This is a genomic window from Lacisediminihabitans sp. (assembly GCF_043726815.1).
Lineage (GTDB): Bacteria > Actinomycetota > Actinomycetes > Actinomycetales > Microbacteriaceae > Lacisediminihabitans.
The window spans coordinates 1-12,545 of record NZ_JAYSJZ010000021.1 but is presented as its reverse complement, the minus strand read 5'-3'; the positions used below and the strand labels follow the sequence as shown (position 1 = coordinate 12,545).

General features: G+C 69.7%; 16 protein-coding genes. 8 read left to right on the top strand and 8 right to left on the bottom strand.

Annotated features, from left to right (window positions below):
- The first annotated feature begins 40 nt into the window (after positions 1-40).
- The gene (gene purF / locus ACHZD8_RS02235; protein WP_394768492.1) at positions 41-1,498 is read left to right on the top strand and encodes an amidophosphoribosyltransferase; all 1,458 of its coding nucleotides are present in this window, start codon (positions 41-43) and stop codon (positions 1,496-1,498) included.
- Between the two features lie 326 nt (positions 1,499-1,824).
- On the opposite strand, the gene ACHZD8_RS02230 is transcribed toward purF, so the two are convergent.
- Both ACHZD8_RS02230 and ACHZD8_RS02225 read right to left on the bottom strand, forming a co-directional pair.
- Positions 1,825-2,250 carry a hypothetical protein gene (locus ACHZD8_RS02230; RefSeq protein WP_394768491.1) on the bottom strand — a complete coding sequence of 142 codons (426 nt, stop codon included), beginning with the start codon at positions 2,248-2,250 and terminating at the stop codon, positions 1,825-1,827.
- A gap of 4 nt (positions 2,251-2,254) precedes the next feature.
- Positions 2,255-2,632, bottom strand: a complete 378-nt coding sequence (locus ACHZD8_RS02225; protein WP_394768490.1) for a sterol carrier family protein — start codon at positions 2,630-2,632, stop codon at positions 2,255-2,257.
- Positions 2,633-2,714: 82 nt separating this feature from the next.
- Between ACHZD8_RS02225 and purD the strand changes: the two genes are divergently transcribed.
- The 4 genes from purD to ACHZD8_RS02205 all read left to right on the top strand — a co-directional run bounded on the left by purD (position 2,715) and on the right by ACHZD8_RS02205 (position 5,913).
- Positions 2,715-3,965 (top strand): phosphoribosylamine--glycine ligase, encoded by a 1,251-nt coding sequence (purD, locus tag ACHZD8_RS02220; RefSeq protein ID WP_394768489.1) that lies wholly within the window; start codon positions 2,715-2,717, stop codon positions 3,963-3,965.
- Positions 3,966-3,967: 2 nt separating this feature from the next.
- Positions 3,968-4,876 (top strand): phosphoribosylaminoimidazolesuccinocarboxamide synthase, encoded by a 909-nt coding sequence (locus ACHZD8_RS02215; protein WP_394768493.1) that lies wholly within the window; start codon positions 3,968-3,970, stop codon positions 4,874-4,876.
- Positions 4,873-5,367, top strand: a complete 495-nt coding sequence (locus ACHZD8_RS02210; protein ID WP_394768488.1) for a GNAT family N-acetyltransferase — start codon at positions 4,873-4,875, stop codon at positions 5,365-5,367. The genes ACHZD8_RS02215 and ACHZD8_RS02210 overlap by 4 nt, the downstream gene beginning before the upstream one ends.
- Positions 5,368-5,442: 75 nt before the next feature.
- Positions 5,443-5,913: a DUF1003 domain-containing protein gene (locus tag ACHZD8_RS02205; protein WP_394768486.1), complete on the top strand. Its 471-nt coding sequence runs from the start codon at positions 5,443-5,445 to the stop codon at positions 5,911-5,913.
- Positions 5,914-5,923: 10 nt separating this feature from the next.
- On the opposite strand, the gene ACHZD8_RS02200 is transcribed toward ACHZD8_RS02205, so the two are convergent.
- Positions 5,924-6,337, bottom strand: coding sequence for a PPOX class F420-dependent oxidoreductase (locus tag ACHZD8_RS02200; RefSeq protein ID WP_394768484.1), 414 nt, complete (start codon positions 6,335-6,337; stop codon positions 5,924-5,926).
- A gap of 89 nt (positions 6,338-6,426) precedes the next feature.
- Between ACHZD8_RS02200 and ACHZD8_RS02195 the strand changes: the two genes are divergently transcribed.
- Both ACHZD8_RS02195 and ACHZD8_RS02190 read left to right on the top strand, forming a co-directional pair.
- A complete protein-coding gene (locus ACHZD8_RS02195) occupies positions 6,427-7,065 on the top strand; it encodes a MerR family transcriptional regulator (protein WP_394768483.1) in 639 nt (212 codons plus the stop codon).
- A gap of 1 nt (position 7,066) precedes the next feature.
- Entirely contained in the window at positions 7,067-8,038 is a 972-nt protein-coding gene (locus ACHZD8_RS02190) for a hypothetical protein (RefSeq protein ID WP_394768482.1), read from the top strand.
- Here the strand turns inward: ACHZD8_RS02190 and ACHZD8_RS02185 are convergent.
- Positions 8,035-8,490: a MarR family winged helix-turn-helix transcriptional regulator gene (locus tag ACHZD8_RS02185; RefSeq protein ID WP_394768481.1), complete on the bottom strand. Its 456-nt coding sequence runs from the start codon at positions 8,488-8,490 to the stop codon at positions 8,035-8,037. The two genes, ACHZD8_RS02190 and ACHZD8_RS02185, sit on opposite strands and share 4 nt — an antisense overlap.
- Positions 8,491-8,559: 69 nt before the next feature.
- Here ACHZD8_RS02185 and ACHZD8_RS02180 point away from each other — a divergent pair, with 69 nt between their 5' ends.
- Positions 8,560-9,432, top strand: a complete 873-nt coding sequence (locus tag ACHZD8_RS02180; RefSeq protein ID WP_394768480.1) for a VOC family protein — start codon at positions 8,560-8,562, stop codon at positions 9,430-9,432.
- Here the strand turns inward: ACHZD8_RS02180 and ACHZD8_RS02175 are convergent.
- The 4 genes from ACHZD8_RS02175 to ACHZD8_RS02160 all read right to left on the bottom strand — a co-directional run bounded on the left by ACHZD8_RS02175 (position 9,429) and on the right by ACHZD8_RS02160 (position 12,396).
- Positions 9,429-10,214: an anti-sigma factor gene (locus ACHZD8_RS02175; protein WP_394768479.1), complete on the bottom strand. Its 786-nt coding sequence runs from the start codon at positions 10,212-10,214 to the stop codon at positions 9,429-9,431. The genes ACHZD8_RS02180 and ACHZD8_RS02175 overlap by 4 nt on opposite strands.
- The gene (locus ACHZD8_RS02170; protein WP_394768478.1) at positions 10,204-10,761 is read right to left on the bottom strand and encodes a sigma-70 family RNA polymerase sigma factor; all 558 of its coding nucleotides are present in this window, start codon (positions 10,759-10,761) and stop codon (positions 10,204-10,206) included. Before ACHZD8_RS02170 ends, ACHZD8_RS02175 begins: the two co-directional genes overlap by 11 nt.
- A gap of 120 nt (positions 10,762-10,881) precedes the next feature.
- A complete protein-coding gene (locus ACHZD8_RS02165; protein WP_394768477.1) occupies positions 10,882-11,532 on the bottom strand; it encodes a class F sortase in 651 nt (216 codons plus the stop codon).
- A 27-nt stretch (positions 11,533-11,559) separates the two neighbouring features.
- Positions 11,560-12,396, bottom strand: a complete 837-nt coding sequence (locus tag ACHZD8_RS02160) for a DUF4397 domain-containing protein (protein ID WP_394768476.1) — start codon at positions 12,394-12,396, stop codon at positions 11,560-11,562.
- Positions 12,397-12,545 lie beyond the last annotated feature (149 nt).

Genomic DNA, 12,545 nt, shown 5'->3' with positions numbered 1-12,545 from the left:
TAAATCACCCCCAACTCTACGGTCTGGAGACTCACCGCGAATGTGCGGCATTGTCGGCATCGTTTCTTCGGAACCCGCCAACCAACAGGTCTACGACAGCCTCCTGCTACTACAGCACCGCGGTCAGGACTCCACGGGCATCGCCACCGCGGAGGGACGCACCTTCCACATGGTGAAGGCCAAGGGCCAGGTGCGCGAGGCGTTCCGCACCCGTGACATGCGCGCCCTCCCCGGCAACATGGGCCTCGGTCACTGCCGGTACGCCACCAAGGGCAGCGCTGCCAACGAGGAGGAGGCCCAGCCGTTCTACGTGAACGCGCCATACGGCATCGTGCTCGTGCACAACGGCAACCTCACCAACACGCGCGAGCTCACCCAGGAGCTCTTCCACATCGACCGCCGGCACCTCAACACGAGCTCGGACACCGAACTGCTGGTGAACGTGCTCGCCCATGAGCTGCAGGAGCAGGTGACCGGTCTCGATCTCGATCCCGATCAGATCTTCGCCGCCGTCGAACGGGTGCACGAGCGGGTCGAGGGCTCGTACGCCACCATCGCGATGATCCCCGGCTACGGACTGCTCGCGTTCCGCGATCCGTTCGGCATCCGCCCCCTCGTTCTCGGCAAGCGCCCCCGCGGCTTCGTCGGGGAGGACTGGATCGTGGCATCCGAGTCCCTCGTGCTCGAGAGCGGCGGCTATGAGTTCGTGCGGGATGTCGCCCCCGGCGAGGCGATCTTCATCGCACTCAACGGCGAGATGATCTCCCGGCAGTGCGCGAAGAACCCGCGGCTCGTGCCGTGCTCGTTCGAGTACGTGTATCTCGCCCGTCCAGACTCGATCATGAACGGCATCTCGGTCTACGAGGCGCGACTGCGACTCGGCAACCGGCTCGCCGACACGATCGCCAAATACACGCCGATGGGCGACATCGACGTCGTCATGCCGATCCCGGACTCGGCCCGCCCGGCCGCCATGCAGGTGGCGCAGAAGCTCGGGGTGGAATACCGCGAGGGCTTCTACAAGAACCGCTATGTGGGGCGCACCTTCATCATGCCCGGCCAGGCCGAGCGCAAGAAGTCGGTGAAGCAGAAGCTCAACGCGATGGGATCCGAGTTCCGCGGCAAGAACATCCTCATCGTGGACGACTCGATCGTGCGCGGCACCACCTCCAAGGAGATCGTGCAGATGGCCCGCGAGGCCGGGGCGAACAAGGTCACGTTCACCTCCGCTGCGCCTCCCGTCCGCTTCCCGCACGTGTACGGAATCAACATGCCGTCGCGGCAGGAGCTCGTGGCGCACGGCCGCAAGATCCCGGAGATCGCCACCGAGCTCGGCGCCGACTACCTCATCTACCAGGAGGTCGCCGACATGCAGGCGGCGATCATCGAGGGGTCGAACGTGACCTCGCTCGAGATGAGCTGCTTCACGGGCGACTACGTCACCGGCACCGTGACGCCCGAGTACCTCGACTGGGTGGAGCGCACGCAGCTCAGCTGACCTCGCTCGCGTCCGGTCCCGGCGGGCCAGGCGTCGGCGATGCAGCCGAGGCGCGTCGATCGTGCCGCGCCTCCTGCGTTTTCAGTGCCCGCAGTCAGCGGGCGCGGTGAGGTGCCCAGATTTGCCGCTGTCCGGCCACCGATGACGACAATTGTGGGCATCTCGGCGCTGCCGAGTCAGTGCGGGCGAGCGAGCAGGCAGCGGGGCCGAACCCGGGCTCACCGAAAACGCAGGAGATTCGCGGTCATCCGTCCGGTTTAGCGGCGCTGACGTGTCGATCGTGCCGAATCTCCTGCGTTTTCGGTGGCCGCGATCTGTGGGCGCGGTCAGGATGCGGCGTCGGGGGCGGCGGGGTCGGCGGCGGGGTCATCGACGGCGGGCTCAGCGACGGCGGTGTCGTCGGCTGAGGGGACGGGGTCGACCGTCGTGTGTTCGACGACGACGCTCTTCGCCCGGCGGCTGGAAGCCCGGTCGAGCACGATCGCGACGAGGGCCCCGACCAGCACTCCGGCCGATACGCCGTAGATCGCGAAGTAGCCGAAGAGCGCGCCGAACCCCACTGCGGGGTCCACCGGGAAGAGCGCGGTCAGCACGAAGGTGACGACCGCCCCGAGTCCACCGCCCAGGATCAGGAAGATCGGGTAGCGGGGGGCGCGCCGGATGCGCACCTCGGCGTCGGCGACGGTGCCGATCGCCGGCGTTCCTTCGCCCGGATGCTGGGCTGCCCCGTCTGGAGGCGTCTCTACTGGCATGGTTCTATTCTCCCGTGCCCGCGGCATCCCAGATCACCGGCAGGAGGCTCGTCAGGTCGGCGCGGGAACCGGATGCCGAAATGCGCCCGTGCTCGATGGCGTGCTGCCAGGTGTCCCCACCGGTGGCGATCGCGAGCCAGGTGAGCGCATCGGTCTCGACGACGTTCGGCGGGGTGCCCCGGGTGTGACCCGGCCCCTCGATGCACTGCACGGCGCCGAACGGCGGCACGCGCACCTCCACCGAATTGCCGGGGGCGGCGTCCGCGAGCACCTGTAGGAGGTAGCGCACCGCGGTGGCCTCCGTGTCGCGGTCGGCGACCGTCGCGAGCGCGCGGCGCACGGCCTCGCCGCCCACGGCATCCGAAATCCTGGGTTTCGCCATGCATCAACGGTAGCGCGCCGTGCGGCGGGGGATGCCGCGGCACAAGACGGCCGCCCGACCGCCAGTTGGGTACGCTTACCGGGTGAGAATCCTCGTCCTCGGCTCAGGCGCGCGCGAACACGCCATCATCACGGCGCTGCTCAGCGAAGACGCCGCCCACGAGATCACGGCGGCGCCCGGCAACGCGGGCATCGCGGCCGAGGTCGGCGTGATCGCCCTCGACCCCACGAACCCGGCGGTGGTGACCGAGTTCGCGATCGAGAACGAGATCGACCTCGTCGTGATCGGGCCGGAGGCGCCGCTCGTCGCCGGCGTAGCCGATCGGCTCCGCCAGCGCGGCATCGCCGTGTTCGGGCCGGGCAAGGCGGCCGCGCAGCTCGAGGGAAGCAAGACCTTCGCGAAGCGCATCATGGAGGAGGCCGGAGTGCCGACCGGCCGCGCGGCGCGGGTCGGCTCGCTCGACGAAGCGGTCGCCGCCATCGACGAGTACGGCGCGCCGCACGTGGTGAAGGCCGATGGGCTCGCCGCGGGCAAGGGGGTGCTCGTGACAGCGGACCGGGAGGCGGCGATCGCCCACGCCGCGTACTGGCTCGGCCACGGCAGCGTGCTGATCGAGGAGTTCCTCGACGGCCAGGAGGTGTCGCTCTTCCTGCTGAGCGACGGCCACAACGTGCTGCCGCTCTCCCCCGCCCAGGACTACAAGCGCCTCTCCGACAACGACGAGGGCCCGAACACCGGCGGCATGGGCGCTTACTCCCCGCTTCCCTGGCTCGCCGACGGCTTCGTCGACGAGGTCATCGACACGATCGCCCTGCCCACCATCCGCCGGCTCGCCGTCGAGCAGACGCCGTTCATCGGCCTGCTCTACTGCGGGCTCATCGTCACCGAGAACGGCATCCGGGTAATCGAATTCAACGCCCGGTTCGGCGACCCGGAGACCCAGGTGGTGCTGCCGCGACTCGTCACCCCCCTGAGCGGCCTGCTCTTCGCCGCCTCCACGGGTGGGCTCGGGTCGCTTCCGCGCCCCGAGTTCTCCGATGACGTGGCCGTGACCGTGGTGCTCGCGAGCGAGGGCTACCCGGAGACCCCGATCACCGGCCGGCCGATCCGCGGCCTCGACACCGCTCTCGCCATCGACGGCGTGACGATCGCCCACGCGGCGACCGCCGACCTGGACGGCGTGCTCGTCTCGACCGGCGGCCGCGTGCTGAGCGTCGTCGCCACCGGCTCCGACTTCGCGGATGCCCGCTCCCGCGTCTACCGCGCGCTCGAGGCGATCGAGCTCGAGGGCGGCCAGTACCGCACGGACATCGCCGCCCGGGTCGCCCAGTGAGCATGACGGGCCGGGACCTCGCCGCCGACGGCTGGACCCACGCGTACTCCGGCAAGGTGCGGGACCTGTACATCGAGTCCGGCGTGCCCGACCTCGCGAGCGCCCGACGCGTGCTCATGGTGGCGAGCGACCGGGTGAGCGCCTTCGACCACGTGCTCGAGCCGGGCATCCCCGGCAAAGGCGAGCTTCTCACCACCCTCAGCCTCTGGTGGTTCGACCAGCTCACCGGCGTGCCCAACCACCTCATCGCCGACCATGAGCTGCACGGCGACACCGTGACGGACCTGATCCCGGAGGCCGTGGCCGGGCGGGCGATGCTCGCTCGCACCCTCGACATGTTCCCGGTCGAGTGCGTGGTGCGCGGCTACCTCGTGGGATCGGGCTGGCTCGAATACCAGCAATCGCAGAGTGTCTGCGGCATCGCCCTGCCGGCCGGGCTGGGCAACGGCGACCGCCTGCCCGAGCCGATCTACACCCCCGCGTGGAAGGCCCCGATGGGCGAACACGACGAGAACATCTCCTTCGAACGCACCGTCGAGTTGGTGGGCGAGGACGTCGCCGCCTCCCTGCGCGACCTCAGCCTCGAGATCTTCGCCAGGGCATCCGCGATCGCCGAGGCGCGCGGAGTGATCCTCGCCGACACCAAGTTCGAGTTCGGCCGCAACCGCGACAACGGGGTGATCACTCTCGCCGACGAGGTGCTCACGAGCGACAGCTCCCGCTACTGGGATGCTGAGCTCTACGCCGCCGGCGGCGCGGACCGGCTCGCGAGCTTCGACAAGCAGATCGTGCGCAACTGGCTCAGCGCCCACTGGGACATGACGGGCACTCCCCCCGCGCTGCCCGCCGACATCGTGCAGCAGACCGCCGCCCGCTACCGGGAGCTGATCGAGAGGCTCACCGGGCGATGATCCTGCGCGCGGTTGACTGGGACGACCCCGATGCGGTGACCCTCAGGGACGCCCAGCGGTGCGAGGTCTCCGCCCGCTACGGGTCTCCGGACTCTGAACCCGGTCCAGCACCGACCGCGGACGACATGGCCGTCTTCCTCGTGGCATACGACCCGGCCGGCGAGCCTGTCGGCTGCGGCGGCCTGCGCCCGCTCGGCCCCACCGAGGGGGAGATCAAGCGGATGTTCGTGAGCGTGCCGCAGCGCGGAACCGGAGTCGCCACCGCCCTGCTGGCAGCCCTCGAGGAGGAGGCGCGTGGCCGCGGCTGGCTGCGACTCCTTCTGGAGACCGGGGACCGGCAGCCGGAGGCGGTGCGTTTCTACGAACGGGAGGGCTATTCGCGGATCCCCAACTTCGGGCACTACGCCGACTCGCCGATCTCGCTGTGCTTCGCGAAGGCCCTTGTGGTGGGCGATCCGGCGGCGGACGTCGCCTGCGAGGGCTGCGAGTGAGTCGCCCGCTCCGGGACGCGCGGCACCCGCACGAATAGCCGTCACCAAACCGGCCAGGGGTGCTTACATTCAGTCATGACTACGCACACGCCCTCCCGTCCGCACATCATCCCGCGCCGCCTGCTCGCCGACGGCCAGGGCCACCATCCGTCCGTCATGGCGGAAGCGACACGCCGCGCAGCGAGCGTTCAGCTGCGCATCGCCGACGGGATCACGGCCTTCGCCGGCTCGATGCGCTTCGTCTATGTGCACGCCGTGCTCTTCACCCTGTGGATGCTGTTCTTCGAGAAGAGCCCGTGGCCCACCCTGACCCTGGTCGTGTCGCTCGAGGCGATCTTCCTCTCCACCTTCGTGATGATCGGCCAGAACCGTCAGGCCGCGTTCCAGCAGGTGAAGGCCGACCACGACTTCGTGTCGACGGAGCAGGAGCTGGCCGACAACACGGCGCTGACCAAGCAGATCGCCGACCTCACCCAGCGGATCGAGCACCTCACGAGCGAGATCCACACCGAGGTCGTCGGCAAGGGCGCCGCGTCCACGACCTGAGCCGAGCGCCTCAGTCGTCCAGCCGGATGCTGAGCACCACGGTGGTGCGCTCGGCCCGTTCCCGGCGGCGGGCCGACCCCATGAACAGTCGATACAGGATGCCGTACTTGGCAGCCAGGCCGGTGCTCAGCCGCCGCCTCGCCTCGGGGTCGGTGAGTATCTCCGCGGTGCCGGTCACGATCGGGGCGCCCGGCTTGGGGGTGCCCCGCATCGAGCAGGCCTGGAGGCTCACGGCCGGGGTGTGGCGCAGTCGCTTGACCTTGCCGGCGGTCGCGTCGGTCGTGACGAGCAACCGGTCTCCGTCACGTACCACCCAGACCGGCGTGCTCACCGGCACTCCCGTCGAGGCGCCGCCCACCGGGCGGCGGAAGGTGGTGAGGGAGACGTAGTTCGCGTCCGCGACGTCGGGATCGATGCTGGGCATCCGGCAATGTTACGGAAGCGTGCCGGGAATCTCCACGCCGAAAATCTGGACATCACCACTATCGGATAGCTACACTATCCAATATGCGAATGGCCGAACTCTCCACCACGAGCGGGATCCCCACCGCCACCATCAAGTTCTACCTGCGTGAGGGACTCCTTCCTGCCGGGGTGCGCACGGGGCCGACCCAGGCCCAGTACGACGAGAGCCACCTGCAGCGCCTGCGCCTCATCCGGGCCCTCCTCGATGTCGGCGAGCTCTCCGTCACCGCCGCTCGCGGCGTGATCGCGTCGATCGACTCGGACGACCCGCTGCTGCACACCTTCGATCTGGCCCAGCAGTCCGTGTCCCAGGTGCTCGACCCGGCGGAGGTAGGTGACGACGCCCTCGACCAGATCGACGCGGTGCTCGACGGATGGCGGGTGAGCCCCGGGAACCCGGGCCGCATCGCCGCCGCGCGGGTGCTCAAGGTCTTCGGCGAGCTCGGCGAGCCCGCCATGCGGGGCTGGCATGCGAGGTACGCCGAGGCCGCCCTCCTCGTGGCCGCGGCCGACCTCGATGAGATCGACGCGAGGGACGACCGCGAGGCGAAGGCCCAGATGGTGGTGGTCGGCACCGTGCTCGGCGACGCGCTCTTCTCCGGCCTCCGGCGCGCTGCTCAGGAACACATCTCGAGCGAGCGCTACCCGGCGCCCTCCCCCACAACAGCCGGTCACTCGAAGGAGTGAAATGTCCACCTCAACCGCACCCGTCCCCTCCCTCGCCTCCCGCGTCGCCTGGCACCGTCCGCTGCTCTGGCTCGCCGGCGCGATGGCCGTGCTCACCGTCGTCTCGCTCATCGGCCTGGCCGTCGACCCCCGGGTCGTGACCGGGGCATCGCTCTGGGCGAAGCCGCTCAAGTTCTCGCTCTCGGTGCTCATCTACTCCCTCACCCTGTCCTGGCTGCTCGGGATGCTGCGCCGCTGGCGGCGCAGCGCCTGGGCGATCGGCACGGTCGTGAGCGTCTTCCTCGCCGTGGAGATGGTGATCATCGTGGGCGTGGCCTCCACCGGCGGGACGAGCCACTTCAACGTCTCGACCCCGTTTCACGCCGCCCTCTGGAGCGTGATGGCGGTATCGATCGTGATCGTCTGGGCGGCCGGCATCCCGGTGGCCGTGCTGCTGTTCCGCGCGGACCTCGGCGATCGCGCCCGGTCGGCGGCCATCCGCGCCGGGCTCATCATCGCGCTCGTCGGCATGGGCCTCGCGTTTCTCATGACCGGTCCGCAGGGCGACCAGATCACGAACTACCGCGGCATCATCGGCGCTCACACGATCGGGGTGCCGGATGGCGGCCCCGGCCTGCCGCTGCTCGGCTGGAGCACCGTGGCCGGCGATCTGCGCATCCCGCACTTCGTGGGCATGCACGCCCTCCAACTGCTGCCGCTGCTCGCCCTCCTGCTCGAGCTCGCGGCGCGCCGGATCCCCGCTCTCCGGCCGGCCGGAGCGAGGCTCGGTCTGGTCTGGGTCGGCGTCGCCCTCTACGTGGGCGTGCTCGCGCTGCTCACCGGGCAGGCGCTCTCCGGGCAGTCGATCGTGCGGCCGGATGCGGTGGTCGCGTCGATCGGCGGGGCCCTCGCCGTCGCCGCGGCGGTCGCCGCCGCGGTGGTGCTGTCCCGGGCGAACCGGGCGCCCGGCCCGCGCCTCGCCACGGGGAACTAGGCCGAGTCGTCGCGCTCGTCGAGCGCGGCCACGATCGCCGTGCTGATCTGCTCGAGCTGACCCACCTGCTGCGGGGAAAGCTTGGACAGGGCGACCGCGCGCACCTCGGTGGCCTGCCGGGGAGAGACGCGGCGCACGAGCCGGCTGCCCGCCTCGGTGAGCGCCACGATCTGCACCCGTCGGTCGACCGCCGACCGCTCGCGGACGAGCCAGCCGGACTTCTCCATGCTCGTGACGGCGTGGGTGAGCCGGCTCGGCGAGTGGCGAAGCCGGGCCGCGAGTTCGCTCGCCGGCAGGCGATGCCCCGGCGTCTCGTAGAGAAACACGAGAAGCGAGTAGTAGGCGTGCGGCAGCCCGCCGTCCCGCTGCGACTGGCGGTCGAGGGCCTCCTCGAGCACGAGCACGGCGGTGACGAGAGATCGCCAGGCCCGGGCATCCGGCTGTTCATCCATTCGGCCCACCCTATCGGGAATAGTTGAGATCTCAACTAAGTTGGATCCGGTAGACACGAAAGGCACCCCATGAGCACCCAGGATCTTCTCGCCGCCGACACCGCGATGGGCGCGGTGACCCTGCTCGTCGCCGACCTCGACGCGATGACCGCCTACTACCGGGATGCGGTGGCCCTCAGCGTGATCGGCCAGACGGCCGACACGGTCACGCTCGGTCGCGGCGCGACGCCCCTCATCATCCTCAGCCACGCCCCCGGCCTCGTGCACGCGAGCTCCCGGGACGCCGGGCTCTTCCACACCGCCATCCTGTTCGACAGCGAGGCCGCCCTCGCCGCGGCAGTGTACTCGGTGGCCACGAAGGCGCCGGGTACCTTCACCGGCAGCTCGGACCACCTCGTGAGCAAGGCGTTCTACTTCACCGACCCGGAGGGCAACGGCGTCGAGCTCTACTGGGACCGCGACCGCAGCCAGTGGAGCTGGACGCACGGCCAGATCGAGATGAATACCCTCTTCCTCGACCCCAACGCCTTCCTGCAGCAGAACCTCACGCCCGAGGCCATCGAGCGCCCCGACTTCGGCGACGCGGTGGTGGGGCACGTGCACCTCTCGGTGGGTGACATCCCCTCGGCCCGCGAGTTCTACGTGGACCGCCTCGGGTTCGAACAGACCACCATGTTCGGTTCGCAGGCCCTCTTCGTGAGCGCCGGCGGCTACCACCACCACATGGCCATGAACACCTGGAACAGCGCGGGGGCCGGCCGGCGAGCGCGCACTCTCGGACTCGGGCAGGTGGACATCGTGCTGCCGACCGCGGACGACCTGGGCGCCCTCGGCGAGCGGATGACCGACTTCGGCGTGCAGACCAGGCACGACGGCCGCACCCTCGCGTTCGACGACCCGTGGGCAAACCTGATCCGGGTCACCACGGCGGAACCCGCCTAGGAGAGGGTTCCCCGCACGATGGAGTCGCCGGAGTGGGCCGGATTGCCGTCGAGCTTTTCCTGCGACACGTCGACGATGGGATAGTCCTTGAGATTGACGTCCGGCGGAATCACGAATCGACCCTCCGTCCCGGAGAGCACGCCGATGCTGATGAGCTTCTTGAGGTCGGGCGAGATGAGCCACACCTCCCGGAAGCCGGAACCGCTCCGGGACTCGGAGACGGTCACGACCACGTCGCGCTGACCGCTCCGGGTCTTCTCGACCACCGCCTCACCGCTGGATCCCGCCCAGGCCGGAAGGGCCTTGAGCCGCGCCTCGGTGAGCACCGTCGGCTGAGCCAGTCTGGCGTTCTGCAGCAGGATGGCGCCGCCGACCCCGCCGATGGCGAGCAGCACGGCGGCGGCCGTCACCACCGCGATCCAGCGTCGGTTGCGGCGACGGGCGACGTGGCCGCGTCGTCGAGGGCTGCCGGCCGGCGGCGCGGCCTCCGGCTCCGGCTCTGGCTCGGATGCGGGTTCGGGCTTGGCCGCCTCGAAGGGGGCGGGGGCGACATCCGGCGAGAGGGAGAGCGTTCGGCTGATGCCCGCCCAGACCTCCGGCCGCGGGGGGTCGAGCCGATCGTCGACGGGCGACCCGGCGCGGGCGAGGCTCGCCACGTGCAGGAGGCTCTCGAGTTCGCCGCTGCACTCGGGGCAGGAACGGATGTGAGCCTCGTCCTCGGCGGGGATGTCCGGCTCGCCCATCGCCATCATCGCGATCAGATCGGGGTCGCTATGCGCCATCACTCACCTCCAGTCGCTGTCGCATTCGGTCGAGGCTGCGGCGGATGTGGCTCTTGACCGTGCCGAGCGGCAGCGCAAGCCTCGAGGCGATCTGCGCGTGGGTGAGTCGATCGTAGAACGCCAACCGCATGATCTGCCGGGGAACCTCCGGCAACTCGGCGAGAGCGTCGGCGATCACCAGGCGGTCGACCACCTCATCCGGCTCGTTCACGCTCTCCCGATCGAAGCTCAGGATGAGCGCCTCCCGGTCGCGGCGATCCCGCGCGCGCTTCTCATGAACGTCGACGATGGTGTTCTTGGTGATGCCCACGAGCCAGGCCGCGAGTCGCGCCCGGCTCGGATCGAAGCCCGTCCGGCCCAGCCAGGCGGCCACGAACACCTTCTGCGTCACGTCCTCGGCATCCGACACGTCGCCGAGCGAGCGGAGCGCCATGCCGTAGACCAGCCGAGCCCAGCGCTCGTAGATGATCGCGAGGGCGCGCTCGTCTCCCGCCTGGAACTCGGCGGTGAGCGATGACTCGTCGTTGTCCTTGAGTAGGTCAGTCACGATCGTCCTGGCTGAATCTCGGTGGGAGCTCGACTTCGGGATGTTGGTCGTTCCCACGATCACGGTAAACCCCCTCTCGGGGTTTTGGCCAGAGGCAATGCGCACATATTCGAGACACCGTCACTTGTCCGGCGGGGCGACCACCGGGGTCGCCGTGACGATGATGTTGTCGAGATAGTGTCCGGTCGCTGAGTTGAACACCCCTCCACAGGTCACGAGTGTGAGCCGCGGGGCGCCCGAGCGGTCGAACACCTCGGCCATCGGGGCGTCGATCTTGCCGACCTCGCGCACCTCGGTGACGGTGTAGGCCACCGTCGATCCGTCGGACCCGGCCACCGAGATCAGGTCTCCGTTCACCGCGTTCTTGAGGCGGCTGAGCGGACCGATGCCGTCGTGCCAGGAGTCGATGTGGGCGGCGATAACGGTGGCGCCCTGAGCCTCGTGAAGGCCCGGACTGTACTGGTACCAGCCGGCGTCCGCCGCGTTCGCCGGGAGGGCCATCGCGCCCTTCGGGTCGAGGCCCTCCGGCATCACCGGCATGGTGATCGACAGTCTCTCGAGGACGAGCCGCACGGGGGCGACGGCCGGAGCCACGTTGAGGCTGCCGAGGTCGGCCCTGGATTGCGGGATGTCGGGAACGACGGGCTTCGGGGAGGGCGTCGGTGTGCTCGTCCGAACCGCCACCGGCGGCGGCGGTTCGGACGAGCAGGCGGTCAGCACGGGAAGGATCAGAGCCGCGGCCATGACGACGGCGACCCCGATCCTTCCCATGCCCTGTCCCACTCGCATGCGGCGCGCTCAGCGGCGCGCCGCTCCCGACCTGCGAGCGACCATCAGCACAGCCGCGGCGGCGAGTAGCAACCCAAGTGCTCCGAAGCCGACCGTCGAGAGATTCTGTGCTGCCTCGGCGCGTGCTGCCGCGCCGGTTTCACCCGCCGGCACCCCTGCCGGAGGCGTGTGGAGACCGGTGATCGTCTGCACGGCGAGGGCGAGCGTCTTGTTTGCGGCGCTTCCGTAGGCGTAGACGATCGTGTTGACTCCCTCCTGGATGGGCACGTCGGCCGGTCCGAGCAGTGCCGGCGTGGTGGTGCCGGCCGCCACGACCGAGGCCGAGACGGTGGCCGCGGGGAGGTTGAGAACCTTCTCGTTCGGGTTCGTCAGGCCGCTGATCACCGGAGTGGTGCCGGCGAGGATGTCCACGGCCGGGGCCGCCGCCACGTGCCTCACGGTGAGTCGGCCCTGGCCGGGCGCCGTCTTCGAGATGTCGTTCGTGAAGAGGGTCGCGGTGGGCTTGTCGGCGGTGTCGAGGTGGGCGACCGCCGTGTAGTTGCCGCCGTCGGCGAGAGGCAGGTCGATCGGGCCGATCACCACCTTATCGGTGGCAGACGTCGCGTCGGACGCCGTGATCGCGACCGAGTAGGTCGCCGGCGCCAGGCTCAGCGGACCGGCCAGGGTGCCGGGCTTGAAGTCGTTGAGCGTCAGGGCCCCATTCACCCACACGTCGACAGTGACGCCGGGGATGCCGTGCAGCACCGACAGCTGCGCGTTCGTCGCCGCCGAGGCGGACATGGGCACCGCGAGCGCGGCGATGAGGACGGCGCCGGCTGCTGCGCCGGCGATGAGTCGTGGTTTCACTGTGTACTCCTTCTCGTGCCCGAGGGCGTCCAGGTGATGCTGTTGTCGAGTACTTCCCCCGTCGGTCGCCGTTTGGATGCACCCCGCGGGAGATTCCTTCGGTCTCCTTCGGCTCATCCGTCACTAACTGCTCTGTGGGCGCCGCCAGC